Source organism: Pseudomonas sp. NFPP12, from assembly GCF_900103205.1.
In the GTDB taxonomy this organism is placed as follows: Bacteria; Pseudomonadota; Gammaproteobacteria; order Pseudomonadales; family Pseudomonadaceae; genus Aquipseudomonas; species Aquipseudomonas protegens.
Genome location: NZ_FMWW01000005.1, coordinates 12,628 through 38,437 on the forward strand (window position 1 = coordinate 12,628; position 25,810 = coordinate 38,437).

Annotated in this window: 21 protein-coding genes; 1 reads left to right on the forward strand and 20 read right to left on the reverse strand. The window is 63.4% G+C overall.

Annotation, left to right across the window (positions count from 1 at the left end):
* Positions 1-31: 31 nt before the first annotated feature.
* The 7 genes from trpC to BLS75_RS21235 all read right to left on the reverse strand — a co-directional run bounded on the left by trpC (position 32) and on the right by BLS75_RS21235 (position 8,485).
* Positions 32-868 (reverse strand): indole-3-glycerol phosphate synthase TrpC, encoded by an 837-nt coding sequence (gene trpC / locus BLS75_RS21205; RefSeq protein ID WP_011063799.1) that lies wholly within the window; start codon positions 866-868, stop codon positions 32-34.
* Positions 865-1,914 carry an anthranilate phosphoribosyltransferase gene (gene trpD / locus BLS75_RS21210; RefSeq protein WP_011063800.1) on the reverse strand — a complete coding sequence of 350 codons (1,050 nt, stop codon included), beginning with the start codon at positions 1,912-1,914 and terminating at the stop codon, positions 865-867. Before trpD ends, trpC begins: the two co-directional genes overlap by 4 nt.
* A gap of 9 nt (positions 1,915-1,923) precedes the next feature.
* A complete protein-coding gene (locus tag BLS75_RS21215) occupies positions 1,924-2,517 on the reverse strand; it encodes an aminodeoxychorismate/anthranilate synthase component II (protein WP_011063801.1) in 594 nt (197 codons plus the stop codon).
* An 889-nt stretch (positions 2,518-3,406) separates the two neighbouring features.
* Positions 3,407-5,038 (reverse strand): ABC transporter ATP-binding protein, encoded by a 1,632-nt coding sequence (locus tag BLS75_RS21220; protein WP_072451736.1) that lies wholly within the window; start codon positions 5,036-5,038, stop codon positions 3,407-3,409.
* A 2-nt stretch (positions 5,039-5,040) separates the two neighbouring features.
* Positions 5,041-5,868 carry an ABC transporter permease gene (locus BLS75_RS21225; RefSeq protein WP_072451737.1) on the reverse strand — a complete coding sequence of 276 codons (828 nt, stop codon included), beginning with the start codon at positions 5,866-5,868 and terminating at the stop codon, positions 5,041-5,043.
* 3 nt (positions 5,869-5,871) lie between these two features.
* Positions 5,872-6,831 (reverse strand): ABC transporter permease, encoded by a 960-nt coding sequence (locus tag BLS75_RS21230; RefSeq protein WP_072451738.1) that lies wholly within the window; start codon positions 6,829-6,831, stop codon positions 5,872-5,874.
* Between the two features lie 52 nt (positions 6,832-6,883).
* On the reverse strand, positions 6,884-8,485 hold the full coding sequence (locus tag BLS75_RS21235) for an ABC transporter substrate-binding protein (RefSeq protein ID WP_072451739.1): 1,602 nt from the start codon (positions 8,483-8,485) through the stop codon (positions 6,884-6,886).
* A gap of 238 nt (positions 8,486-8,723) precedes the next feature.
* Here BLS75_RS21235 and BLS75_RS21240 point away from each other — a divergent pair, with 238 nt between their 5' ends.
* A complete protein-coding gene (locus BLS75_RS21240; RefSeq protein WP_015637243.1) occupies positions 8,724-9,164 on the forward strand; it encodes an Rrf2 family transcriptional regulator in 441 nt (146 codons plus the stop codon).
* Positions 9,165-9,316: 152 nt separating this feature from the next.
* Here the strand turns inward: BLS75_RS21240 and trpE are convergent, their stop codons facing one another.
* The 13 genes from trpE to BLS75_RS21305 form a co-directional block, all read right to left on the reverse strand.
* Positions 9,317-10,804, reverse strand: a complete 1,488-nt coding sequence (gene trpE, locus BLS75_RS21245) for an anthranilate synthase component I (RefSeq protein WP_011063807.1) — start codon at positions 10,802-10,804, stop codon at positions 9,317-9,319.
* A gap of 71 nt (positions 10,805-10,875) precedes the next feature.
* Positions 10,876-11,694: a phosphoglycolate phosphatase gene (locus BLS75_RS21250; protein ID WP_011063808.1), complete on the reverse strand. Its 819-nt coding sequence runs from the start codon at positions 11,692-11,694 to the stop codon at positions 10,876-10,878.
* Positions 11,691-12,365, reverse strand: a complete 675-nt coding sequence (rpe, locus tag BLS75_RS21255) for a ribulose-phosphate 3-epimerase (protein ID WP_011063809.1) — start codon at positions 12,363-12,365, stop codon at positions 11,691-11,693. The genes BLS75_RS21250 and rpe overlap by 4 nt, the downstream gene beginning before the upstream one ends.
* Positions 12,366-12,445: 80 nt before the next feature.
* The gene (locus BLS75_RS21260; RefSeq protein WP_011063810.1) at positions 12,446-13,594 is read right to left on the reverse strand and encodes an iron-containing alcohol dehydrogenase; all 1,149 of its coding nucleotides are present in this window, start codon (positions 13,592-13,594) and stop codon (positions 12,446-12,448) included.
* A 117-nt stretch (positions 13,595-13,711) separates the two neighbouring features.
* Entirely contained in the window at positions 13,712-15,157 is a 1,446-nt protein-coding gene (locus BLS75_RS21265; protein WP_011063811.1) for a membrane protein, read from the reverse strand.
* Positions 15,158-15,230: 73 nt separating this feature from the next.
* Positions 15,231-16,379 carry an iron-containing alcohol dehydrogenase gene (locus BLS75_RS21270; RefSeq protein ID WP_011063812.1) on the reverse strand — a complete coding sequence of 383 codons (1,149 nt, stop codon included), beginning with the start codon at positions 16,377-16,379 and terminating at the stop codon, positions 15,231-15,233.
* Positions 16,380-16,576: 197 nt separating this feature from the next.
* Entirely contained in the window at positions 16,577-17,950 is a 1,374-nt protein-coding gene (locus BLS75_RS21275) for a sigma-54 interaction domain-containing protein (protein WP_011063813.1), read from the reverse strand.
* A 102-nt stretch (positions 17,951-18,052) separates the two neighbouring features.
* Positions 18,053-18,877 (reverse strand): ABC transporter permease, encoded by an 825-nt coding sequence (locus BLS75_RS21280; RefSeq protein WP_011063814.1) that lies wholly within the window; start codon positions 18,875-18,877, stop codon positions 18,053-18,055.
* A 13-nt stretch (positions 18,878-18,890) separates the two neighbouring features.
* Entirely contained in the window at positions 18,891-20,138 is a 1,248-nt protein-coding gene (locus BLS75_RS21285; protein ID WP_072451740.1) for an ABC transporter permease, read from the reverse strand.
* 148 nt (positions 20,139-20,286) lie between these two features.
* Positions 20,287-21,330, reverse strand: coding sequence for an ABC transporter substrate-binding protein (locus tag BLS75_RS21290; RefSeq protein ID WP_011063816.1), 1,044 nt, complete (start codon positions 21,328-21,330; stop codon positions 20,287-20,289).
* Between the two features lie 43 nt (positions 21,331-21,373).
* Positions 21,374-22,498, reverse strand: coding sequence for an ABC transporter ATP-binding protein (locus BLS75_RS21295; protein WP_015637246.1), 1,125 nt, complete (start codon positions 22,496-22,498; stop codon positions 21,374-21,376).
* Positions 22,499-22,767: 269 nt separating this feature from the next.
* Positions 22,768-23,397, reverse strand: a complete 630-nt coding sequence (locus tag BLS75_RS21300; RefSeq protein WP_011063818.1) for a response regulator — start codon at positions 23,395-23,397, stop codon at positions 22,768-22,770.
* A 13-nt stretch (positions 23,398-23,410) separates the two neighbouring features.
* Positions 23,411-25,810, reverse strand: a complete 2,400-nt coding sequence (locus tag BLS75_RS21305) for a PAS domain-containing sensor histidine kinase (RefSeq protein WP_072451741.1) — start codon at positions 25,808-25,810, stop codon at positions 23,411-23,413.

Below are 25,810 nucleotides of genomic sequence, written 5' to 3' on the forward strand. Positions count from 1 at the left end.
CGGCATCGCCGGCTTGTTCATTGTCACGGGTTCAGTCCAGGGTCGAGCCGCTGACCGGCACGCCGCGCTCAGGGAAGAACAGACGCTGCAATTCGCTGCCCGGGCTTTCGGCACGCATGAACGCCTCACCCACCAGGAACGAATAGACATCGCTGATTTCCATCAGCTCGACATCGGCACGGTTGAGGATGCCGCTCTCGGTAATCACCAGGCGCTCGCGGGGAATGCGTGGCAGCAGGTCGAGGGTGGTCTCCAGATTGACTTCGAAGGTGTGCAGGTTGCGGTTGTTGACCCCAACCAGCGGTGTGTCGAGGGTCTTCAGCGCCCGCTCCAGCTCATCACCATCATGCACTTCCACCAGCACATCCAGGCCAACGCCCTTGGCCACCGCCGCCAGCTCCGCCATCCGCGCGTCATCCAGCGCAGCGACAATCAGCAATACACAGTCGGCGCCCAGGGCACGGGCTTCGACGATCTGGTACGGGTCGATCATGAAATCCTTGCGGATCACCGGCAGCTTGCAGGCGGCGCGGGCCTGCTGCAGGTACGCATCGGCACCCTGGAAGTAATCGACATCGGTCAGCACCGACAGGCAAGTGGCACCGCCTTTCTCGTAGCTCTTGGCAATGTCCGCCGGAACGAAGTTCTCACGGATCACGCCTTTGCTCGGCGAAGCCTTCTTGATCTCGGCTATCACTGCCGGCTGCTTGAGCTTGACCTGGTCCTGCAAGGCCCGGGCGAAACCCCGTGGTGCATCGGCAGCACGCGCCAGGGTCTCCAGCTCGGCCAGGCTGACGCGGGCGCTGCGCTCGGCAACCTCCTCGGCTTTACGGGCGAGGATTTTTTCCAGAACTGTCGGCACACTCATCCTTCATTCTCCTGCTTGAACACCGCGGTAAAGGCACCCAGCTCTTCGAGCTTCTCCCGGGCCAGGCCGGTGTGCAAGGCGTCGTGAGCCAGGGCCACGCCCTCTTTCAGGCTACTGGCATGATCGGCGGCATACAGCGCCGCCCCCGCATTGAGCACAATCATTTCGGCGGCCTTCTGGCCATGCTCGGTCTTGCGGCGCCCCAGGGCATCGCGGATCAGCTCCAGGGAGGCCGCCGGGCTTTCCACCACCAGGCCGAACAGACTCTGGCTCTTCATGCCCAGATCCTCGGGCTGTACCCAGTACTCGGTGATCTGGTCATTCTTCAGCTCGGCCACATAGGTGGGCGCAGCCAGGCTGAACTCGTCCAGACCATCCTGGGAATGCACCACCAGAACGTGCTTGCTGCCCAGGCGTTGCAAGACTTCGGCCAGGGGCCGGCACAACGCCTGAGTGAACACGCCTACCACCTGATGCTTGACTCCGGCCGGATTCGTAAGCGGGCCGAGCATGTTGAACAGGGTGCGCAGGCCAAGGTCGCGACGCGGGCCGGCGGCATATTTCATCGCCCCGTGATGGGACTGGGCAAACATGAAGCCGATGCCGACGTTATCGATGCAGCGCGCCACCTGGACCGGGGTCAGGTTCAAATAGATCCCGGCCGCTTCCAGCAGGTCGGCGCTGCCGCTCTTGCCGGACACCGCGCGGTTGCCGTGCTTGGCCACAGTGCAACCGGCCGCGGCGACCACAAAGGAGGAAGCCGTGGACACGTTGAAGATGTTCGCCCCGTCGCCGCCGGTGCCCACTACATCCACCACGCCATCCAGGGTTTTCAGCTCGACCCGGTCCGCCAGCTCGCGCATTGCCGATACCGCACCGACGATCTCGTCGATGCTTTCGCTTTTCATGCGCATGGCCATCATGAAGGCGCCAATCTGCGCATCGGTGCATTGGCCGGTCATGATTTCACGCATTACCGAACGCATTTCTTCGGTGCTCAGGTCCAGGTGGCCGACGATACGGCTCAAGGCAGTCTTGATATCCATGAAAAGTCCTTAGCGCGTGCCGCCGCTCTGTTTGAGAAAGTTGGCGAACAGCTCGTGGCCCTGCTCGGTGAGAATAGACTCGGGATGAAATTGCACCCCCTCGATATTCAGCGTCTTGTGGCGCAACCCCATGATCTCGTCGACGGAGCCGTCCTCCAGCTGCGTCCAGGCCGTGACTTCGAGGCACTCGGGCAAGCTCTCGTGCTTGACCACCAGCGAGTGGTAACGGGTTACGGTCAGCGGCATGTTCAGGCCGTTGAACACCCCCAGGTCGCGGTGGAACACCGGGCTGGTCTTGCCGTGCATCACTTGCCGGGCACGCACCACCTGGCCGCCAAAGGCCTGGCCGATGGACTGATGCCCCAGGCATACGCCGAGAATCGGCAGCTTGCCGGCGAAATGCTTGATCGCCTCGATGGAAATACCGGCTTCGGTCGGCGTGCAAGGCCCGGGCGAGACCACGATGCGCTCGGGCTTGAGCGCCTCGATCTGAGCCACGGTCAGTTCGTCATTGCGCACTACTTTCACCTCAGCTCCCAACTCGCCCAGGTACTGGACGACGTTGTAGGTGAAGGAGTCGTAGTTATCAATCATCAGCAGCATACATGCTCCAACTTATTGATTTTAAAGTAGGTGTGCATGCAACTCAGGGTGTCGATATGCACATTGATATACACAAGCGCAGTGGAGCGTGCCGGGCGAGCTTGCGCACCCGAATGCTGCAAGCTGTCGGCAGGGCAGACAAGGTGATGGAATTGAACCGCCTTATCTATGCAATGTCGCTCAGCTCGCCACGCCATCGTCGGCCATCGCCAGCGCAAGCCGGCAGAACGTTGGGCATGACGATGCACCCGATGGCATTGCCGCCGGGCGAAGGTGTACTGCGTGGGGAGACTGATTGGCATGCAGCGTTCTCCTGGGGTTTGGAGCCGCCGTGCCGGAGAGCTATTAGATCCTTGATCCCTGCTTGCCGATTACGGCGGCAGGGTTCGGTTAAAAAACCGCAACGACGTGCCGCTTCCTATTGGAAGCGCCACCACTGACTAAAACGAATCGTTGCAATGCAAAGCATAGGACCTAACCGTAATTGAGCACTCGACGGCGTTCCGCAGCCGAGCTTCGAGGCGCGATTGTACCGTTCATCAAGGGGCTGCGTCGATTGCAATTTGCCGCTGGGTCTTGCGGCACTCACTCCGCTGGTTGATACCTGCCCCACTCCGTTGGAGCGCAATGCATGGCTGGCCCCGCGTATGCCGTGCGCTCCAGAGCGCCGGGCGGCACGACATGCAAACCGCTTTGCGCAGCCCGCCTCGGCAGATGGCTTGGAAGCCCTTTAAACGCCACAAGCCCATCACCGAAACGGCGCTCTTTAAGGTGTGGTGGCAGCCTGTTTGCGCCTTCTTAGCCGTGCGGCTCAAGGGGCGTTCCGCCTCTTCTGGCCCCAGCAGCACGGCCACTTGATCAAAGGGGCGCTTTTCTTGCCATGGCCAAGTCAGGAAACCAGCGCCCTTTTCTCCAGCAAATGGTCGAGCCAGTCCGGATCCATTTCTGGCTCACTGGAGAACAACAAGCCGGTGTAGTCGCGGTACGGCGGGGTAAAGATCTCCTCCCGGCAGCCGTGATCGACCACCTTCCCACGCTGCATCACCAGTACCTCGTCGGCAATGGCGCGCACGGTGGCGACGTCGTGGGTGATGAACAAGTAGGCCACGCCCAGTTGCTGCTGGATGCGGTTGAGCAGCTTCAGAACGCCTTCGGCCACCAGTTGGTCGAGGGCCGAGGTGACTTCGTCGCAGATGATCAGTTGCGGCTCGGCCGCCAGAGCCCGGGCGATACAGATCCGCTGCTTCTGCCCGCCAGACAGTTCGCGGGGCTGGCGATCCATGTACAACGCCGGGTCCAGCTCGATCATCTCCAATAGCTCGGCGACCCGCTGGCGCAGCGCCTGGCCCTTGAGGCCGAGATAGAAACTCAGCGGCCGGCCGATGATGTCGACGATGCGCTGGCGCGGGTTGAGCGCGGTGTCGGGGATCTGGTAAATCATCTGCAATCGGCGCAATTGCTCCTTGCTGCGCTGGCGATAATCAGCTGGCAGCGCTTTTCCGTCATACAACACCTGGCCGTTGGTCGGCGGCAACAACCCGGTGATCAAGCGTGCCGTAGAGCTCTTGCCGCTGCCCGACTCGCCGATCACCGCCAGGGTCTGACCACGATAGAGCTTGAGCGAGACATCATGCAGCACCGGCTGATGGCCGTAGCTGGCGCTGGCCCTGCGTACCTCCAGCAGCGGTGTTGCCTGCGGTGGGCACGGCTTGGGTTCGGTGCGCAAGCTACGTACTGCCCACAGCGATCGGGTGTAATCCTGCTGTGGGGCGTCGAGCATGGTCCGGGTGTCGGCCTCCTCCACCAGCTTGCCGTGACGCAGAACCATGATGCGATCGGCCATTTGCGCCACCACTGCCAGATCGTGGCTGATGTACAAGGCGGCGCTCCCGTAGGTTTTCACCGCATCGCGAATCGCCACCAGCACTTCGATCTGGGTGGTGACATCCAGCGCCGTGGTCGGTTCGTCGAAGATGATCAGGTCCGGGTGGCAGGCCATGGCCATGGCGGTCATCACCCGTTGCAACTGACCGCCGGAGACCTGGTGCGGGTAGCGCTGGCCGATCTGCTCGGGGTTGGGCAGACGCAGTATGCGGTAGAGCTCCACTGCTTCGGCTTGTGCCTTGGCACGCTCGATACCAGCATTCCTTACCGCGGTTTCGACATGCTGGTCGATCAGCCGGTGCGCGGGGTTGAACGAGGCCGCCGCGCTTTGCGCGACATAGGCGATACGCAGGCCGCGCAGCTTGCGCAGGGCTTCGGGCTTGGCGCCCACCAGTTCCTGGCCATCGAAGCGCACCGAGCCACCCGTGATACGGCAACCGTCGCGCACATAACCCATGGAGGCCAGGCCCAGAGTCGACTTGCCCGCGCCCGATTCACCAATCAGGCCCAGTACTTCGCCCCGCTGCAAGCTCAAGTCGATGCCTTTGATCAGCGGGTGCCAAGCGTCCTGATAATGGCCTTCAATACGCAGGTCGTGGATTTCCAGTAGCGGCTTGTCACTTGGATGAACGGTCATGCTCAGCACTCCTTCAGGCCGCTGGATAGATGCAGCACCCAGTCCACGACAAAGTTGACGCTGACGGTGATCAGCGCCACTGCCAGGGCCGGCAGCAGCGGGCTGATATCGCCGAAGGTGATCAGCACGGCATTGTCGCGGACCATGCTGCCCCAGTCGGCGGTCGGCGGCTGGATGCCCAGGCCCAGGAACGACAACGCACTGATGAACAGAAACACGAAGCAAAAACGCAGGCCGAACTCGGCAATCAGCGGCGCGGCGGCATTGGGCAGCACCTCGCGGCTGACCAGCCACCACAGCCCTTCCCCACGCAGCCGGGCGGCCTCGACGAAGTCCTGGACCACCACGGTCATCGCCACCGCCCGTGACAGGCGAAACACCCGGGTGGCATCCAGCAGCGCGATCACCAGCACCAGCGAGGTGGCGTTGGTGCCGACCACGCTGAGGATCAGCAAGGCAAAGATCAGCTGCGGGATGGCCATGAGGATATCCACCAGCCGCGACAGGCCCTGGTCGATCCAGCCGCCCCTGATCGCCGCTACCAGCCCGCAGAAACCGCCGACGGCAAAGGCCAGTAGCGTCGTCAGGAAGGCAACCCCCAGAGTGTTGCGCGCGCCATACACCAGGCGGCTGAACATGTCGCGGCCCAGGTTATCGGTACCCAGCAGGAACTGCCCGCCCCAGGGCGCAAAACCTTCGCCGACCACTTCAGTCTCGCCATACGGCGCCAGCACCGGCGCGAACAGCGCCACCAGGATGTAGGCAACAATCACCAGCAGGCCGAACTGGGCGCTCATGGGCGCCCGTAACAACGCTTTGATCAGGCTCATGGCTTACCCCTTCGGATGCATCAGGCGTGGGTTGCTGGCAATCGACAGCACGTCGGCCGTGGTATTGAGCAGGATGTAGGTGGCGGCGAAGATCAGGCTGCAGGCCTGCACCACCGGGATATCGCGCTTGGACACCGAGTCGACCAGTAACTGGCCGAGCCCCGGATAGACGAACACCACCTCGACCACCACCACGCCGACCACCAGGTAGGCCAGGTTCAGTGCCACCACGTTGATGATCGGTGCCAGGGCATTGGGCAAGGCGTGGTGGAAGATGATCCGCGCCTGGCTGACGCCCTTGAGCCGGGCCATCTCGATATAGGGGCTGGCCAGCACGTTGATCAAGGCCGCGCGGGTCATGCGCATCATTTGCGCGACCACCACCAGGCTCAGGGTCAGCACCGGCAGTAGCGAGCGCTCCAGCACCTCGGCGAACGATGCTCCCGGGGCCAGGTTGGAGATACTCGGCAACCAGTTGAGCTTGACCGCGAACACCAGGATCAGGATATAGGCGACGAAAAACTCCGGGAACGACACCGCGCTCAGGGCGCTGGTGTTGAGCAGGCGGTCGAACCAACTGTTGCGGTACAGCGCCGCGAGCATGCCCAGCAGCAAGGCTACCGGCACTGACACCAGCGCTGCCAGCAAGGCCAGGCTAAAGGTGTTGCCCAGGCGCGTGCCGATCAGCTCGGCAATCGGCCGCTGGTTGGCCAGCGACAGGCCCAGGTCACCGTGCAGCAGTTGCCAGGCCCAGTGGCCGAAGCGGGTCAGCGGCGGCAGGTCCAGGCCCAGTTGGGCACGGAAGGCAGCGACAGTCTCGGGAGTTGCCGCCTGGCCGAGCATGGCCTGGGCGACATCGCCCGGGAGCATGCCAACGGCCAGGAAGATGATCACCGACACCGCCAACAGCGACAACAGGCCCAGGGCCAGGCGCTGGAGCAACAGTTTGCAAAGGCTATTCACCGTACAGCTCCTCGAACAGGATCAACGAAGAAAGGTGCAAAAAGTGTCGGGCTTACGCCTGCCACCAGCGCTCGATCAAGCGCAGGCCATCGAGCTCGCCGTAGGGCGCGGTCAGCCCGCCGTGGGCCACGCGCTTGGAGCGTACGGCCACGGAGCTTGCGAACAGCGGCACGATCGCCCCGCCCTCGTCACGGCACAGGGCCTGCATTTCGTTGTACATCTCCTGGCGCAGCGGTGCGTTCATCTCGCCGCGAGCGGCGTTGAGCAGCTGGTTGAAACGGGCGTTGTCCCAGTGCGTCTCGTTCCAGGCCGCGCCCTTGGCGTAGCCGATGCTGAACATGCGGTCGGCGGTCAGGCTGCTGTACCAGAACGAGGTGGTGAAGGGCTGCTTCATCCACACATTGGAAAAAAAACCGTCGGCTGGTTCGCGCACCACGTCGATGTCGATACCGGCCTGGCGTGCCTGCTCTTTGAACAGTACCGAGGCATCCACCGCGCCGGTGTAAGCGGCATCGGAGGCCTGCAGGCGCACCTTGAGCGAATCGACCCCGGCCTGGCGCAGGTAGAAACGCGCCTTGTCCGGGTCATAGCCACGCTGTTCCAGGGCGCTGTTGATGAAGCGACTACCGGGCTGGATCGGGTGGTCGTTGCCAATCTGGCCATAGCCATAAAGCACCGAGGCCAGCAGGGTTTCGCGGTTGATCGCATGTTTGAGCGCCAGACGGATGTTGTTGTCCTGGAACTGCTGGCTGTCGGTCAGCATCGGGAAGGTGTAGTGCTGGGCACCCTTGGTCTCTTCGATGACCAGATTGGGGTTGCGCTTGAGCAAGGCGACAGTCTTGAGATCGACCTTGTTGATCACATCGACCTGGCCGGTGACCAGGGCGTTGACCCGCGCGGCGCCATCGGCGATGGCCAGCAACTCGGCGCTGGCGAAATGCGCGCGGCCGGCTTTCCAGTAATCCGGGCTGCGCTCAAGGTCCATGCGCACGCCGGGTTCGAAGCCCTTGAGGCGATAACCACCGGTGCCGATCCCGGCCTGCCAGTCGGCGGCGCCGTCCTTGGCGGGCATGATCACCAGGTGATAATCGGCCACCACGTAGGCGAAGTCGGCATTACCCGAATGCAGTTCGAACACCACGGTGTCATTGCCCTGGGCGCTGACCTTGGCAACATCGCCGAGCACAGTCTTGGCCGCCGAGGTGGACTTGTCGCCCAGGTGATGCCCGATTGAGGCGACCACATCGCCGGCATCCAGAGTCTTGCCGTTATGGAAGGTCACCCCCTGGCGCAAGGTGAAGGTCCAGATGCGTGCATCGGGGCTGGATTCCCAGCGTTCGGCAAGCTCGGGGATCGCCGTGCCATCGACGCCAATTTCGCTCAGGGTGTTGTACACCGCCGAGAAACCGACAAAGGTAAAGGTGTCGCTCCATGAACCTGGATCACGAGAATCGGTAGTACTGCCACCGGCCAGGCCCATGCGCAGCACGCCGCCCGCTTTCGGGGTGGCCTCCCCGGCCCAGCCGCGTTGCGGCAAGCCCATTGAAAACGCCCCGGCCACGGCAACCGCCGCTGCACTGTATTTGAGAAAATCCCGACGCGGCAGGCCGCTGTCGTGCATCGCTTGAGTTATTTTGTTGTTGTTATCGCTCATGGCATTGCCTCTGTTGAACCGCAGAGAAAAGGATTCAGCCGACCTCGCACGCACTGACGCAAAATATTTGTAATTGTCATCGTGACAAATACATTAAGCTCAAAAACAGGTCGCTGCCAATCCCCTTTTCTTTACGAGCGTGGCTCTTGCTAGGCGAGGTTTTGTCAGTACTATCGGTTCGAAGGGGCAGATCGGAATGTCGCTACTGCCCTACCACTGAAGAGAGAATTCAAACTAGATGAGTCAGTCGACCCGCCTGATCACCGCCTCATACATCCTCTCGTTCGTAGCGGCCAACGCGCCGCAGAGGTTGCGTACCGAGACCATTGCCAAGTGGGTCAAGACTCATCCCACCCGGGTACGCAGTCTCGTGTCGTTGATGGTCAAAGCCAATATTCTGAAGTCATGGCGCGGCGCCCACGGCGGCCTGACCCTCGCACGCCCAGCCAGCGATATCACCTTGCGTGAGGTCTATGACGCCGTACAGGAAAGCTCGCTGATCGCCGAGAAGATCGACAACCCGTTCTCAGGCATGGAAGAACACTGCAAGGTATTCGATGTATTCACCCGCCTGTTCGCCATGCTTGAAGCCAACATGCGCCTGGACCTTGGCACTATCACCGCAGACCAACTGTTCGTTGCCTTCGAAAAGCCGCAGGAAAATATCAGGCAGGCCTAGGACCTTAGGGCGCAATGCTCGGGGCCTTAATCAGTGCAGCAGCTGGGCGCTTATCGCTCCCGCGCTCGATTGATATACACAACAGCACTGGATTTGATGAGGACCTGATAGACATCAGGATCCTCACAAAACCAATCAACGACAGCAACTCCTCAAGCCTTGGATGCAGGGGTCTGTTCCGCCAGTGCCACGGCACGGAACATTGCGCGACGCTTGTTCAGCGTCTCTTCCCACTCCAGGGTCGGCACCGAGTCGGCGACAATCCCGCCGCCGGCCTGTACATGCAGCTCGCCGTTCTTGATCACCGCCGTGCGAATGGCAATGGCGGTGTCCATGTTGCCGTTCCAGGCGAAGTAACCCACGGCGCCGCCATAGATCCCACGCTTGACCGGTTCCAGCTCGTCGATGATTTCCATCGCACGGATTTTCGGTGCGCCGGACAGAGTGCCCGCCGGCAGGATCGCCCGCAGCGCATCCATGGCCGTCAGCCCGGCCTTGAGCTGGCCGGTGACGTTGGAAACGATGTGCATCACGTTGGAATAGCGCTCGATGACCATCTTTTCGGTGAGTTTCACCGAACCGATTTCCGAGACCCGACCGGTGTCGTTGCGTCCCAGGTCGATCAGCATCAGGTGCTCGGCGATCTCCTTGGCGTCCGACAGCAGGTCCTGCTCCAGGGCCAGGTCGGCCTCCTCGGAGGCGCCCCGCGGGCGGGTACCGGCGATCGGCCGCACAGTGATCAGGTTGTCTTCGACCCGCACCAGCACTTCCGGCGAGCTGCCCACTACGTGGAAATCACCGAAGTTGAAGAAGTACATGTAAGGGGTCGGGTTGAAGCAGCGCAGCGCCCGGTACAGGTCGATGGGCGCCGCCGAAAAATCGATGGACATGCGCTGGGACGGCACCACCTGCATGCAGTCACCGGCCAGGATGTATTCCTTGATGGTGTCCACGGCCCGTTCATAGTCAGCCTGGGTAAAGCTGGAGCGGAACAGCGGATCGGCGGCCAGCTGCTTGCTGAAATCCAGGCCCGGACGCGGAGTGATCGGCTGGCGCAGTTGCGCCAGCAATTCCTGTAAACGTGCCTGGCCGGCTTCGAAGGCGTTGTCCTGGCCAGGGTCGGCCAGCACGATGGCGTGCACCTTGCCCGCCAGGTTGTCGAACACCACTACCGCGTCGGAGACCATCAACAGGATATCCGGCACACCGATCGGATCCGGGTTCGGGCACGGGCCCAGGCGCGGCTCGACATAACGCACGCAGTCATAGCCGAAATAGCCCACCAGGCCACCGTTGAAACGCGGCAGGCCGGCGATGGTCGGGACGTTGTAGCGAGCTTTGAATTCCTCGACGAAGGCCAGCGGGTCGGCCACTTCGTGACTTTCGATCTCCACGCCATCATGGGTCACGCTGACCTGGAAGCCGTGCACCCGCAGCACAGTGCGGCACGGCAGGCCGATGATCGAGTAACGCCCCCACTTCTCACCGCCCTGCACCGACTCCAGCAGATAGGAGTTGGGCTGGTCGGCCAGTTTCAGGTAGATCGACAGCGGGGTGTCGAAGTCGGCAAGGGTTTCGCAGGCCAGCGGGATACGGTTGTAACCGGCTGCGGCCAAACGCAGGAATTCTTCGCGAATCATGGGGTGCCTCGTGGCTTGAGGGTCTAACAGTCAGGTATGCAAACGTGCCGGCGGGGCCGGCCAGACAAAAATCAGGCGCGCCAACGCCAGCGGGCCAGGGCCTTGATGACTTTCATCCAGAGTTTGCGAGTGACCACCACGATGGAGTTTCCAGAATGGGATGGAACAGCGTCGGGCAACGTTATCTCAGCGGCAGGTTCTAAGCAACCGGGGATCAGCGCCCGCAGGTTGTCGATCACCAGCGCCGGCGACTCCTCGGCAATCGGCCGGCCGTGGTTGTAGCCGTAGCTCAGGGCGACGCACTTGACCCCCGCCGCCTTGGCTGCCAGCACGTCACTGCGCGAATCGCCGACGAACAGTGATTGCGAGGCCGGCACGCTGGCCATCTTCATCACAAAGAACAGCGCCGCCGGGTCGGGTTTCTTCTGCGGCAGGGTATCGCCGCCGATGATCCAGCGGAAATACCGACCGATTTTCATCTGGTCCAGCAAGGGGGCCACGAAACGCTCGGGCTTGTTGGTAATCAGGGCCATTTCCACGCCCTGCTTGTGCAGCCACTTGAGAGTCTCGCGCGCACCGGGATAGACCACGGTCAACTCGTGGCTGTCCTCGTAGGCGGTATTGAACAGCTCCAGCGCATACTCGGCCTCGACATCGTCGACACCCTGGGCCTCCAGGCTGTTGGCCAGGGCCCGGCGCACCAGCATGGGCGCACCGTTGCCGACCCACTCACGCACCGCCTCGACACCGGCAGGCTTGCGCCCCAGCTTGAGCAGCATCTGATCCACGGCGGCCGCAAGGTCCGGTACCGAATCGACCAGGGTGCCATCCAGGTCGAACATCACCAGCCGTGGCAGGCGCCCCTGGAACAGCTGCTCAAAGGCGCTCATGGTCGCGCCAACGCCAGTTCGGCACGCATCTTCTCGATGACTTCCTGATAGTTCGGCGCATTGAAGATCGCCGAGCCTGCCACAAAGGTATCGGCGCCTGCGGCAGCGATTTCGCGGATGTTGCCCACGTTCACCCCACCGTCGATTTCCAGGCGGATATCCCGCCCGGAGGCATCGATCAAGGCACGAGCCTCACGCAGCTTGTCGAGGGTGCCCGGAATGAACTTCTGCCCGCCAAAGCCCGGGTTGACACTCATCAGCAGCACCATGTCGACCTTGTCCATCACGTACTTGAGCACGTCCAGCGGAGTTGCCGGGTTGAACACCAGGCCGGCCTTGCAACCGCCTTCGCGGATCATCTGCAGGGAACGGTCCACATGCAGCGTGGCTTCCGGGTGGAAGGTGATGTAGGTGGCGCCCGCTTCGATGAAGTCACCGATGATGCGGTCCACCGGAGTGACCATCAGGTGTGCATCGATCGGCGCGGTGATCCCGTACTTGCGCAGCGCAGCGCAGACCATCGGGCCGATGGTCAGGTTCGGCACATAGTGGTTGTCCATGACATCGAAATGCACGATGTCGGCGCCGGCGGCCAGGACATTGTCCACTTCCTCGCCCAGACGGGCGAAGTCGGCGGAGAGAATCGACGGAGCAATAGCGAAGGGCTGCATGACGCACCTTTTTTGAGCAGAATCACGATGGCGCGCATTGTATACCTCATGCTTTGGAGCGCACACCGTAACCGCGATGATCAGTAGGCCGCGCGATAGATCTTCTCGATATCGGCGGGGCTCAGCCGGCGCGGGTTGTTGCGCATCAAGCGCTCGATACCCGCGGCCTCGACGGCCATGGCCGGGATCGCATCCTCGGGCACGCCGAAGCTGCGCAAGCCGCTGGGAATTTCCACCGCCGCACACAACGCTGCCATGGCCTCCACTGCCCGGTCGGCCGCCTCGCTGGCACTCAGGTGCGCGGTCTGTACCCCCATGGCCTCGGCGATATCCTGCATACGCTCGACGCAGGCCATCTTGTTCCAGGTCATGACATAGGGCAGCAGCAAGGCATTGCTGACCCCGTGAGACATATGAAAGCGTCCGCCCAGGGGATAGGCCATCGCATGCACCGCACCGACCCCGGCATTGCCGAAGGCCATGCCGGCCATCAGGCTGGCAGTGGCCATGTCCTCCCGGGCCTGCAGGTGGGCCGGGTTGGCAAAGGCCTTGGGTAAAGCCTTGACGATCAGCTTGATGGCGCCGATGGCCAGGGAGTCGGTGATCGCGGAAGCATTGAGGGACAGGTAGGCCTCGATGGCATGCGCCAGGGCATCGACGCCGCTGGCCGCGGTGACACGCGGTGGACAGGTCAGGGTCATCTGCGGGCTGACCAGGGCCACGTCCGGCAGCAGGTAGTCGCTGATGATGCCTTTCTTCAATTGCGCGACCCGGTCCGAGAGGATCGCCACATTGGTCACTTCCGAACCAGTGCCTGCGGTGGTGGGAATGGCGATCAGCGGCGGCCCCTTGCGCGGCACCTGGTCGATGCCGAACAGGTCCTCCAGGGCGCCGTGATAGCCGGCATAGGCCCCGACACTCTTGGCAATATCGATGGCGCTGCCGCCGCCCAGGCCGATCAGCCCGTCATGCCCGCCCTCGCGGTACACCTGCATGCAGTCCTCGACGATGGCGATTTCCGGATCGGGCTGCACCCGGTCGAAGACTTCGTAACTGCGCTCCCCCAGGTGGGCCAGCGCCAGCTCCACCGTGCCGGACCTGAGCAGGGCAGTATCGGTGACGATCAGCGGGTTATCGACATCCAGGCGGGTCAGCTCGGCAGCCAGTTGCTCGATGGCGGTGCTGCCGGTCAGCAATTTATGGGCGATCTTGAAAGAGGAAATACTCATGTGCGCAGCCTCTTATATAAAGGTGGGAGCCGGCACAAGCGTAGCTGGGGATTGCGCAACCGGGCTGTCGCGATGCCCGATCGGCATCACGACAGTGCTCACGTTGCCCGCGAAGGCTCAAGCCACCTCGCTTTCCACCGCCCGGGCGGGCTTGGCCTGGGGCCCTGGCTGGGCACCCGGGACGGGAGTTGCGTCCGCGGCGCCCAGGTCCTTGCTGAAAGTCCGGTCGTTCTCGCCCTTGAAGAAGTTCTTGCCATAGATCAGCAGGCACAGCACCACGCCAATGGCAAAGCCCCAACTGGCGCCCTTGATCGCCAGCACTGCACCGATCACCCCTGCGATGCCCAGGTCACGCTGGCTACGGGCCTCGAGAATGCCCAGGCGCACGCTGACGTAGCCCTGGATCAGCAAGGTCAGCGCCAGCGCGACCCCGAGAATCGGCTGCACCAGGGTCACTACCGGCAACAGCAGCAAGCCGGTGTTGGTGCCCCAGCGGAACGAACCCATGCCGCCATAGATCGACTTCATGGCCTTGGGCCCGCCCTTGAAGCGCTCGATCACCACCACCAGCATCGCCGCCCATTTCGGCCCGCACATGGCAATGTCCGGACCGAAGATGCTCATGAATGCGTTGCGCCCGCCGAAGATCAGGTGCGAGCGGTCCGGGTCGTAGTCGACCTTTTCGTCGGTGCGGATCTGCTCGGCCTCGTCCAGCAGCACCTTGGCGCTGAGCACGTCGCCAAAGACGATGATGTACACCGCGAGCATGGTCGGCAGCGCGCTGATGAACATCGACAGCGGCGGCATGCCCAGGCCGAACACCGTGTAGTTGTTCCACAGGCCGATGAAGTCCGGCTTGCTCAGGCCCCACTGGATGGTCGGCCACGGCGCTTCACCGAACAGCGGCGCCAGTACTACCGCCAGCAGGATGATCGGCAGGATGCCCAGCTTGGCGAAGTTCCACCAGAAGCGGTTGCGCAGCTTGAGCTGGGCAAAGTGCTGGGAAAAGATCAGGTAGAAGGCAATGCCGATGGCGATGGAAATGGTCCAGGGAAAACTGTCGAACTTGCCGCCCACCTGGAACACCGCGGTCACCGCACTGAGCCCGGCGCCGACAATGATTCCCGACTTGATCGCCGAGGGCACGAAGCCCACCACCTTACGCGCCATGCCGGTGGCCCCCAGGGCGATGGAGAACACCCCGAGCATCAGCTGGAAGGCAATCAACGCGTGGACACGCTCCGGGCCCACGGGAAACTGCGCGCAATAGGCCATCAGCAGCGGCACCGCCGGGGTGATCCAGCCGGGCACCACGGGGTCGCCCAGCAGGTGGTGGGCCAGGTACAACAAGCCGTTGAGCATGACCACAGCCAAGGCCATCTCGAAGGGCATGCCGAGGAACTCGGTCATCAGTGGAATGGCCGCCAGGTCGACGGCGCACATCAGCAAGCCTTGCAGGTAGTCCGGCAGCTCGAATTTGTAGTGGATAAAGGGCAAACGCACCTTGAACGGGCCAAGGGCGATGTACGGCGTTTCGTGCCGAGTGTCGGAAGGCGTTGGCATCAACTGCACCTGTCTTATTGGTATTGGTGGCGGTGTAAAGCGGCCCGCGCCAGTTGGCACGGGCAAGGATCGATCAATAGGCAGCCCGGTAGATCTGCTCGATATCGCCGGGGCTCAGTTGGCGCGGGTTGTTGCGCATCAGCCGCTGGATACCCGCCGCTTCCACGGCCATGGCCGGGATCGCGTCCTCGGGCACACCGAAGCTGCGCATGCCCGTGGGGATGTCCACCGCAGCGCACAGCGCAGCCATGGCCTGGACCGCCTGCTCTGCGGCCTGGCCATCACTGAGCCCGGCGATCGGCAGGTCCATGGCCTGGGCGATATCGCGAAAGCGCTCGACACAGGCCATCTTGTTCCAGGCCATGACGTAGGGCAGTAGCAGCGCGTTGCTCACCCCGTGGGCGATATTGAAGCGCCCGCCCAGGGGATAGGCCAGGGCATGCACCGCACCGACTCCGGCATTGCCGAAGGCCATGCCGGCCATCAGGCTGGCGGTGGCCATGTCTTCCCGAGCCTGCAGGTTGGCCGGGTTGGCGTAGGCCTTGGGCAGCGCCCTGACGATCAGGCGGATCGCGCCCAGGGCCAGGGAGTCGGTGATCGGCGAACCGTTGAGCGACAGGTAGGACTCCACCGCATGCACCAGCGCGTCGACGCCACTGGCGGCGGTGACGCTGCGCGGGCAGGTCAGGGTCATCACCGGGCTCACCAGCGCTACGTCCGGCAGCAGGTAATCGCTGACGATGCCCTTTTTTAACTGGGCCACCTTGTCCGAGAGGATCGCCACGTTGGTCACCTCCGAACCGGTGCCCGCAGTAGTAGGAATGGCAATCAGCGGCGGCCCCTTGCGCTGCACCTGATCCACCCCGAACAGTTCTTCCAGCGCGCCTTCATGGCCGGCGAACGCCGCCACCGCCTTGGCGATATCAATGGCGCTGCCGCCGCCCAGGCCGATCAGGCCATCGTGGCCACCGGCCCGGTAAGCCTGGGTGCAGGCCTGGACTATGGCGATTTCCGGCTCCGGCTGGACCTCGTCGAAGATCCGGTAGGCGCGCCCGCCCAGGTGGGCCAGGGCCAGATCGACGGTGCCGGACTTGACCAGGATCGCATCGGTGACGATCAGCGGGTTGCTGATCTGCAGGCGCGCCAGTTCGGCGTCCAGCTGTTCGATGGCGCCCTGGCCGGTAATCAGTTTGTTGGCAATCTTGAACGCAGAAATACTCATCAGCTCGGCCTTGTTTAATTGTTGTGGCAAGAGCGCCGTCAGGCGGCCACTCTCGAATGGGCTCGCAGGCTGTAGAGCGAAAGCTGTGCCAAGATACGCAAAGCCTTGATCTACAAGGCTCTGGAAGGAAATCCAGGGGAATGACCGGGCCGTCGCGATTGAATTGCTGATCGCTGCAGGCAGCTCTGATCAGAATCCTAATCAGAGTGTTCCCAGCGCTTCATCTTCTGCACCACCGTGGCCTGGCTCACCCCCAGCGCCTTGGCGGCCAGGCGGGTGGTCTTGTGCAGTTGCAGGGCCGCGCGAATCGCCTGGCGCTCGGCGTTCTCCAGCACTTTGCGCAGCGGCAGGCGGCTGTCGTCGGTGTTGCGGGCCTGTTGCTCGATCAGGTCCTCCGGCAGGTCCAGGGCCTCTATCACCTGGCCGGAGCAGGTCACCACCAGGCGCTCCACCACGTTGATCAGCTCGCGGATGTTCCCCGGCCAGGCGTACTCGCCTAGCAGTTCCAGGGCTTCCAGGCTCCACTGCACCTGACGCTGATAGCGCTGGTTGAAGTGCTCCAGGTAGTACTCCAGCAAGGGGCCGATTTCCTCGCTGCGCTCGCGCAGGGCCGGGATCGCGATGGGCACCACATTCAGGCGGTAATACAGGTCGGCGCGGAACTTGCCCTCGGCCACCCGCTGCTTGAGGTCGTGATGGGTGGCACTGATGATGCGCACATCCACTTCCTTGAGCTCCAGGCCACCCACCGGAATGAAGCGGTTCTCTTCGATGACCTTGAGCAGCTTGACCTGCACCGCCAGGGGCAGATCGCCGATCTCGTCGAGAAACAGCGTACCGTTGTGGGCCAGCTCCAGCAGCCCGCGCTTGCCCTTGCTGCCGGCACCGGTGAAGGCACCCGGGGCATAGCCGAACAGCTCGGCCTCGATCAGGTTCTCCGGCAGCGCCCCGCAGTTGAGGGCCAGGAACGGTTCGCGGGCACGAGCACTGGCGTTGTGGATAAATTGCGCCACCAGGGTTTTACCCACACCCGTCTCCCCCTGCAGCAGCACCTTCACGTCGCAGTCGGCCACTTGCCGGGCCTGGGCAAAGACCCGCCCGGAAACCTCCTGGTCGGCCATCAGCGGTGATTGCAACAGGTCGTCACGTTGGCCCGCATGCAGCCGCGCAGTGCTGGTGCGCAGCTGCTTGAGCTGCTGCAACTCGTCGCGCTCGCGCTTGATGCGCAGCAGCTCGGTCATATCGCGCACGGTGCTGACCACATAGCGAATGCTCTGGTCGGCGGCGAGGATCGGCGTGGCACTGACCAGCAACTTCTTGCCGTGGCTGAGGCTCTGCATCACCGACACCGGCCGACCGTCCTGCAGTACCCGTAGTGAAGCGGACTGGGAAATCACCCCGCTCTTCACCAGTTCCTGCATCGGCCGCCCCAGCAGCTCGGCGCCGTTCAGGCCGGTGAGGCGCTCGTAGGCCTGGTTGACCTTGAGGGTCTGGCCCTGGCCATCGGTGATGTAGACGCCGTCATGCAGCGCATTGAGCAGCTCTTCGAAACTGGCATCGTTGAAGTTCACCCGCGACTCCACAGTAAGCATGGGAAGCGCGCAGTTTACGGGTGAACGACAAGCAGAGGGGACGGGGCGGCCCAGACCTTAGTACAAGGCCGCCCGAGGGGCTCAGGCCTGAGCCGTGCGCAGTTTCTCGCTGCGCCCACGCAGCCATTCCAGGGTCAGCAGCAGGATCACCGAGAAGGCGATCAGCAACGTGGCCGCAGCGGCGATGGTCGGGCTGAGGTTCTCGCGGATGCCGCTGAACATCTGCCGCGGCAGGGTGGCCTGCTCCGGGCCGGCGAGGAACAGGGTCACCACCACCTCATCGAACGAGGTGGCGAAGGCGAACAGCGCGCCACTGATGACCCCGGGGGCGATCAACGGCAAGGTCACCCGGCGGAACGTGGTCAGCGGCGAGGCGCCCAGGCTGGCCGCGGCCCGCACCAGGTTGTGGTTGAAGCCCTGCAGGGTTGCCGACACGGTGATGATCACGAAGGGCACCCCAAGCACCGCGTGCACGATGATCAGCGAGAAAAAACTGTTGCCCATGCCCAGCGGGGCGAAGAACAGGTAGCTGGCCACACCGATGATCACCACCGGTACCACCATCGGCGAAATCACCAGGGCCATCACCAGCGCCTTGCCGGGGAAATCGCCGCGGGTCAGGCCGATGGCCGCCAGGGTGCCGAAGACCATGGCCAGCAAGGTTGCGGCCGGCGCCACGATGACGCTGTTCTTCAGCGCGCGCATCCACTCGGCAGAGGCGAAGAAGTCCTGGTACCAGTGCAGCGAAAAGCCCTGCAGCGGGTACACCAGGAAACTGCCGGAGTTGAACGACAGCGGAATGATCACCAGCACCGGCAACACCAGGAACAACAGGATCAAGCCGCAGAGAATCCGCAAGCTGTAGAACCAGACCCGTTCGACGGGCGACATGTAGGGGCTCAGCATTTCGATTCTCTCCTTAGCTCAGGCGCAGGCGGCTTGCGCCCACCAGCCAGCTGTAAATCAGATAGAGCACGATGGTCGCCAGCAACAGCAGGCCGCCCAGGGCCGTGGCCATGCCCCAGTTGATGCTGGTGTTGGTATAGAAGGCGACGAAGTAGCTGACCATCTGGTCGTTCGGGCTGCCCAGCAATGCCGGGGTGATGTAGTAACCAATCGCCAGGATGAACACCAGCAGGCAACCAGCGCCGACCCCGGCGTAGGTCTGCGGGAAATACACCCGCCAGAAGCTGGCGAACGGATGGCAGCCCAGGGAGATCGCCGCACGCATGTAGGTGGGCGAGATGCCTTTCATCACGCTGTAGATCGGCAGGATCATGAACGGCAGCAGGATGTGCACCATGGAGATGTAGACCCCGGTGCGGTTGAACACCAGTTCCAGGGGCTTGTCGATCACCCCCATGGCCAGCAGCGCGCTGTTGATCAGGCCACCCGATTGCAGCAGCACGATCCAGGCCGCCACCCGCACCAGGATCGAAGTCCAGAACGGCAGCAGCACCAGGATCATCAGCAGATTGCTCTTGCGCGCCGGCAGATTGGCCAGCAGGTACGCCAGGGGATAGGCCAGGGCCAGGCAGATGGCGGTGATCACCAGGCCCATCCAGAAGGTGCGGGCGAAGATGTCCAGGTAGATGGACTGGTCCGGGGTGGCCGGCGCCAGTTCGCCCAGGTCGTCGATGCGATGGTCCACCGCCGCCAGCAGGTAGTACGGGGTCAGGCTGCTGGTGTTGCGGCGGATCGCCTGCCAGTAGGCCGGGTCGCCCCAGCGCTCATCCAGGCTTTCCATGGCATCTTTATAGGATTCGGGCTCGGCCTTGAACGGCAAGGCGCGGGCGGTTTTGGTCAGTAGGCTGCGGTAGCCGGCCAACTCCATGTTCAGGCGCTTGGACAGGTCGCCCAGGGTCTGATTCTTGCGGGCGTCCGCCAGGTCTTCGCTCAACGCCTTGTAGGCCCCTTCGGCAGGCAGGCCACGACCGTCCCAGGCACTCACGGCCGCCACAGTGCGCGGCATGCCACCGACCACTTCCGGGTTGCCGACGCTCTTGTACAGCAGCGCCACGATCGGTACCAGGAACACCAGCAGCAGAAACAGCACCAGGGGCGCGATCAGCGCCTGGGCCTTCCAGCGGTTGACCCGCTCGGCACGGGCCAGCCGCTGCTTGAGGGTCGGGCCGGTGACCGCGTTCAGGGGAACGGTGATGGTCATGACAAACTCCGCAAATCGATCTTTCGAATACAAACCACCCGGCGGCAGGAGCGGGCTTGGCCGCGCATCGAAGGCTGTGCTTCACCATCAAGGTTGATGCTGATGACGCCTTCGCGAGCAAGCTCGCTCCTACAACGGCAGGGGGTGGTTACTTGGCAGCCCAGGCGTTGAAGCGCTGTTCCAGTTGCTCACCGTTGTCAGCCCAGAAGCTGACGTCTATCTGCACCTGGTTGGCGATGTTTTCCGGAGTGGTCGGCATGTCCTTGAGGATGTCCTTGGCCAGCAGCGGCACGGCCTGGGTGTTGGCCGGGCCGTAGGCGATATTCTCCGAATAGGTCTTCTGCTGCTGCGGCTGCACCGAGTAGGCGATGAACTTCTTCGCCGCTTCGGCGCGAGCCTTGTCCAGGCCTTTTGGAATGGCCCAGGCGTCGAAGTCGTAGATGCCGCCGTTCCACACCACTTTCAGGTTGCTTTCCTTCTGCACCGCGGCGATCCGGCCGTTGTAGGCCGAGCTCATGACCACGTCGCCGGAAGCCAGGTACTGCGGCGGCTGGGCGCCGGCTTCCCACCACTGAATGTAGGGCTTGAGCTCATCGAGTTTCTTGAAGGCACGGTCCTGGCCATCCTTGCCGGCCAGGACCTTGTACACGTCCTTGGGCGCGACGCCGTCGGCCATCAGGGCGAACTCCAGGGTGTACTTGGCGCCCTTGCGCAGGCCGCGCTTGCCCGGGAACTGCTTGACGTCCCAGAAATCAGCCCAACTGCTCGGAGCGGTTTTCAGCTTGTCGGCGTTGTAGGCCAGTACCGTGGACCAGACGAAAAAGCCCACGCCGCACGGCTGGATCGCGCCCTTGACGTAGTCTTCGCTGTTACCGAACAGCGCCGGGTCCAGTTGCTCGAACATGTCCTCGTCGCAACCGCGGGACAGTTCCGGGGACTCCACTTCTACCAGGTCCCAGGACACGCTCTTGGTGTCGACCATGGCCTTGATCTTGGCCATCTCGCCGTTGTATTCGCCGGCGATGATCTTGCCCTTGCCCGCCGCTTCCCAAGGGGCATAGAAGGCCTTGACCTGGGCCGCCTTGTTCGCCCCGCCAAAGGACACCACGGTCAGGTCCGGGCCCGCCGCCATGGCGTGCGCCGCACCCATCATGCCCAGTGCCAGGGCGGTGAATTTCAGGGATCTCAACATTTATTGTGTTCTCCACGTGCAGGTTGGTGTTGCAGGGGGGCGATCAATTCGCCTCTAGAAGCGGGTCGAGCGCGCGAACGTGCTCGACTTGCCAGCCAAGCGGCACCACGTCACCTACTGCCAGCGCAGGATCGAGCTCGGCAATCGGCTGTTTCACGAAGAAGTCGCTCTTGCCGCAGACTTCCAGGCGCACCCGGACGTGGTCGCCCAGATAGATGAATTCCGCCACCCGGCCGGAGAAGCGGTTGACGCAGCTTTCGCTGGAACCGTTGAGGCTCACCCGCTCCGGGCGGATGGACAGGGTCACCGGGCCGCCGACCTGGCCGACATTCACCGCCAGCGCCTCGACCTTCTCGCCACGCCCCAGCTCCACCACGCAACGCTCGCCGTTGTGGCTGTGCAGGCGGCCGTTGAGGCGGTTGTTCTCGCCGATGAAGTTGGCGACGAAGGTGTTCTTCGGCTCTTCGTAGAGAGTGCGCGGCGGCGCGATCTGCTGGATCTCGCCCTGGTGGAACACCGCCACCCGGTCGGACATGGTCAGGGCTTCGCCCTGGTCGTGGGTCACATAAACCACGGTCACGCCCAGGCGCTGGTGCAGGTGCTTGATCTCCATCTGCATGTGTTCGCGCAGTTGCTTGTCGAGGGCCCCAAGGGGTTCGTCCATCAGCACCAGCTGTGGCTCGAACACCAGGGCCCGGGCCAGGGCCACCCGCTGCTGCTGGCCGCCGGACAGCTGGGCCGGGTAGCGCTGGGCGAAAGCATCGAGCTGGACCATGCTCAGCACCCGCTTGACCCGCTCGCTGATATCGGTCTTGCTCAAGCCGCGTACCGACAGCGGAAAGGCCAGGTTCTCGGCCACGGTCATGTGGGGGAACAGCGCGTAGTTCTGGAACACCATGCCGATGTCGCGCTTGTGCGGCGGCACATTGTTGATCGAGCGCCCGGCCAGCTGGATCTCGCCGGCGGTCGGGGTTTCGAAACCGGCCAGCATCATCAGGCTGGTGGTCTTGCCGGAACCGGACGGCCCCAGCAGGGTGAGGAACTCGCCTTTGCGAATTTCCAGGTTGAGGTCTTTGACGATCAGGTTCTCGCCGTCGTAGCTCTTCTGCACACCACGAAAGCTGACCAGAACATCGTTGGCCCCAGCACTTGAAACGACCTCGCTCATACCCGCACCTTTTGTTTTAGACGGCTGTGGAACAAGCCTAGAGGAGCCTGCAGAGCGCGCAAATCGGGGGCCAGGAGAGATTCGCCTCAGCCCTCTGGAAGGTTGCGTGTAGGGATTGCCCTACAAGAATGGCGCGATTGGATAAGGGCGGAGGCAAACGGCAGGCTGCAAGCGGCAAGCGGCAAGAAACGGCGAAAGCCTGAAAGCGCGGAATGTCGCAAATGGATAAGTGCCCTCCCCCAAGGGGAGGGAGAGCACCGCAGAGGGTGTCAGAGCAGCTTGTGTTCCATGGCGTATTTCACCAGTTCGGCCAGGGAGGTGATGTTGAGCTTCTGCATCAGCCGCGCCTTGTGGGTACTGATGGTCTTGCTGCTCAGGGCCAGTTGCTGGGCAATGTCGTTGACATTGGCGCCCTGGGCCAGGCGCTCGAAAACCGAGAATTCACGCTCGGAAAGCAGCGAATGCAAGGGTCGGGTATCGGTCAGGCCGACCTCGAAGACCATGCGGTCAGCCAGGTCCGGGTCGATATAACGGCCGCCGGATGCCACCTTGCGAATGGCCGTCAGCAGCAGCGACGGATCACTGTCCTTGGTGGCGTAGCCGGCAGCGCCGATCTTCAGCGCCCGGGCGGCCATCTGCGCCTCGTCGTGCATCGACAGCACCAGGATCGCCGGCGGATTGCTCAGGGCACGGATCCGCGGAATGGCCTCCAGGCCGTTCACCCCGGGCATGGAGATATCCAGCAGCACCACTTCGCAGGGCACCTGACGCAGGGTCTCCAGCAACTGCTCGCCGTTGCTCGCCTCGCCCACCACGACCAGGTCCTTGGCCAGGCCAATCAGTTGCTTGATGCCTTCGCGAACGATGGTGTGGTCTTCGGCTACCAGTACACGGATCACGCGCGTCTCCTCATTATTGTTCTTGGTCCAGGGGCACCCGGACACTCAGGGTGGTGCCTTCGCCCCGCTCACTGTGCAGCGACAGGCTCCCGCCCATGATCAGCACCCGCTCGCGCATGCCCACCAGGCCAAAGGACGTCGGACGTGCAGAAGCGGTGTCGAAGCCCAGGCCGTCATCGCTGATGCTCATGCACAACTCGTGTGCTTCCAGGGTCAGGGTGAGTTCCACAGTATGCGCCTGGGCATGGCGCATGACATTGGTCAGGGCCTCCTGGAGGATACGGAACAGGCCGACGGCCTTGGCGTCGCTCAAGCGTGGCAGGTTGTCCGGCACCTGGACCAGGCAAGGGATCTGGGTGCGGGCCTCGAACCGGCGGGCCTGCCATTCGATGGCCGAGGCGATGCCCGCATCGAGGATCGGCGGCCGCAAGGCGGTAGCCACATCCCGCACCAGCTGGAACAGCTGGGCGATCAGGCGCTTCATGCTGTTGAGGCGCTCATGCAGGCCCGGGTCGAGCTGGGCATAGGCCAGTTCACACATGGATGTTTCCAGCTTGAGCACAGTCAGCATCTGCCCCAGTTCGTCATGGACTTCCCGGGCAATGCGAGCCTTTTCCTCTTCGCGCACGCTTTCCAGGTGCGCCGACAGCTCCCGCAACTGTTCACGGGAGCTGGCCAGCTCCAGCTCGATGCGCTTGCTTTCGCTGATGTCCCAGACAATGCCGTCCCAGACGAACGCGCCGTCATCCAGGCGCCGGGTGATGGCCTTGATCTCGGCCCAGCGCTGCTGCCCCTGGCGAGTGAGGATGCGACCCTGCCAGGACCAGTCGCTGTCGGTGTCCAGGGCCTGGTCCTGGGTCTGGTGATAGCTGGCCTTGTCGTCCGGGTGCACCAGGCTGCGCAGGCCCTTGTCCCGGTGGGCCAGCACTGCTGGCGAGTAGCCCACCAGGGTCTCGCTGCCTTCGCTGATATAGGCGAAGTCGATCTGCCCGGTGACCGGCGCCCGCTCCAGGCGGAACACCAGGCCCGGCACGTTGGCTGCAATCCCCTGCAGACGCGCCTCGCTTTCGCGCAGGGCCGCCAGCGCGCGACGGCGCTCGGTCACGTCATTGAGATAGACCACCAGGTATTCGCTGTCGCGAAAGCGCAGGAAGCTCAGGGACACGTCCGCCGGCAGGATGCTGCCATCGGCGCGCACACACTGGGTCTCGAAACTTTGTACGCCCTCCTCGCTGGCCCGGGCCCGCTTCCACAGGTTGAGCCAGCGATCCATATGCAGGTTGGGCTCGAAATCGATCAGCGGCCGGTCGATCACTCCGCCCGCCGGGTAACCGAGCATCTCTTCGGCTGCCCGGTTGGCGTAGCGCACATGGCTGTCCCAATTGACCCAGAGAATGCCCACGGTGCTCTGATCGATGGAGAACTGGGTCAGGCGCAGGGCTTCCTCGCTGGCGGCACGCAAGGCGATGTCCTCCCGCGCCGCCAGCAGGCGGTGCTCCAGGCTGCGCTGCTGGCGGCGCTGCCAGAAGACGATCGCCAGACTCGCCAGCAGCAGGATCACCAACAGCAGGCTGAGGTTCTGCCAGACCCCGGGGGACTCGCCAAGCCGCGGGTACTTGGGCTGCAGCCAGCGGCCATGGAGCTGCTCCAGCTCCTTGGCCGGGATCGCATGCAAGGCCGCTTCGACAATGCTCGCCAGTTCCGGCCAATCGCGGCGGGTGGCTACCCGCAGCAATTGCGGCAGGCCGATATCCCCCACCACGGCCAGCCCGGCGAACTCCGCCTCCCCCGAAAGGCGACTGAGCTGAGCCTCGTCCACCACCGCGTAGCGGGCCTGCTGGCTCAGCAGCAACTGCAGGGCCTGGCGCTCCAGCGGCACCCCTTGCAGGTTGAGGTTGGGGTAAGTCAGGCGCAGGTAATCGGCCACCGCACTGGGCATGCGCACGGCGACCCGAGCCTGGCTGTCGAGTTTTTCCAGCTCCACCGCACCTGCGCCCTTGCGCTCCCCGACCACCAGCTGCGGCACGCGCATATAGGGGTCGCTGAACAGCCACAGGCGCAGGCCGGCCGGGGTCTGGGCCAGGCCCGGGGCCATGTCCACCTCGCCGTCGCGCAGGGCCCGCTCCAGCTGTGCCTGGTCAGGGAAGTTACGCCAGCTGAGCTCGATGTTCAGCGCCTTGGCCAGGGCTTGCATCAACTCGACATTGGCCCCGGACAGCCGTTGCAGGCGCCGGTCGTACTGGGCGAACGGCGCCTGCAGCACCAGCCCAACCCGCAACTCGGGGTGCTGCGCCAGCCACTGGCGCTGTTCCAGGCTCAAGGGCGCAGTCGGCACCTGGGGCGCCGGGGCCGCACGGCCTATCAAGGGAAGGCACAGACAGCCGATAAGCAGAAGGCAGCGAAAACGCATCAT

Coding starts and splice junctions, on each gene's coding strand:
- trpC (WP_011063799.1), bottom strand. CDS start 868: ATGAGTGTGCCGACAGTTCTGGAAAAAATCCTCGCCCGTAAAGCCGAG.
- trpD (WP_011063800.1), bottom strand. CDS start 1,914: ATGGATATCAAGACTGCCTTGAGCCGTATCGTCGGCCACCTGGACCTG.
- BLS75_RS21215 (WP_011063801.1), bottom strand. CDS start 2,517: ATGCTGCTGATGATTGATAACTACGACTCCTTCACCTACAACGTCGTC.
- BLS75_RS21220 (WP_072451736.1), bottom strand. CDS start 5,038: ATGACCGTTCATCCAAGTGACAAGCCGCTACTGGAAATCCACGACCTG.
- BLS75_RS21225 (WP_072451737.1), bottom strand. CDS start 5,868: ATGAGCCTGATCAAAGCGTTGTTACGGGCGCCCATGAGCGCCCAGTTC.
- BLS75_RS21235 (WP_072451739.1), bottom strand. CDS start 8,485: ATGAGCGATAACAACAACAAAATAACTCAAGCGATGCACGACAGCGGC.
- BLS75_RS21240 (WP_015637243.1), top strand. CDS start 8,724: ATGAGTCAGTCGACCCGCCTGATCACCGCCTCATACATCCTCTCGTTC.
- trpE (WP_011063807.1), bottom strand. CDS start 10,804: ATGATTCGCGAAGAATTCCTGCGTTTGGCCGCAGCCGGTTACAACCGT.
- BLS75_RS21250 (WP_011063808.1), bottom strand. CDS start 11,694: ATGAGCGCCTTTGAGCAGCTGTTCCAGGGGCGCCTGCCACGGCTGGTG.
- rpe (WP_011063809.1), bottom strand. CDS start 12,365: ATGCAGCCCTTCGCTATTGCTCCGTCGATTCTCTCCGCCGACTTCGCC.
- BLS75_RS21260 (WP_011063810.1), bottom strand. CDS start 13,594: ATGAGTATTTCCTCTTTCAAGATCGCCCATAAATTGCTGACCGGCAGC.
- BLS75_RS21265 (WP_011063811.1), bottom strand. CDS start 15,157: ATGCCAACGCCTTCCGACACTCGGCACGAAACGCCGTACATCGCCCTT.
- BLS75_RS21270 (WP_011063812.1), bottom strand. CDS start 16,379: ATGAGTATTTCTGCGTTCAAGATTGCCAACAAACTGATTACCGGCCAG.
- BLS75_RS21280 (WP_011063814.1), bottom strand. CDS start 18,877: ATGCTGAGCCCCTACATGTCGCCCGTCGAACGGGTCTGGTTCTACAGC.
- BLS75_RS21285 (WP_072451740.1), bottom strand. CDS start 20,138: ATGACCATCACCGTTCCCCTGAACGCGGTCACCGGCCCGACCCTCAAG.
- BLS75_RS21290 (WP_011063816.1), bottom strand. CDS start 21,330: ATGTTGAGATCCCTGAAATTCACCGCCCTGGCACTGGGCATGATGGGT.
- BLS75_RS21295 (WP_015637246.1), bottom strand. CDS start 22,498: ATGAGCGAGGTCGTTTCAAGTGCTGGGGCCAACGATGTTCTGGTCAGC.
- BLS75_RS21305 (WP_072451741.1), bottom strand. CDS start 25,810: ATGATGCGTTTTCGCTGCCTTCTGCTTATCGGCTGTCTGTGCCTTCCC.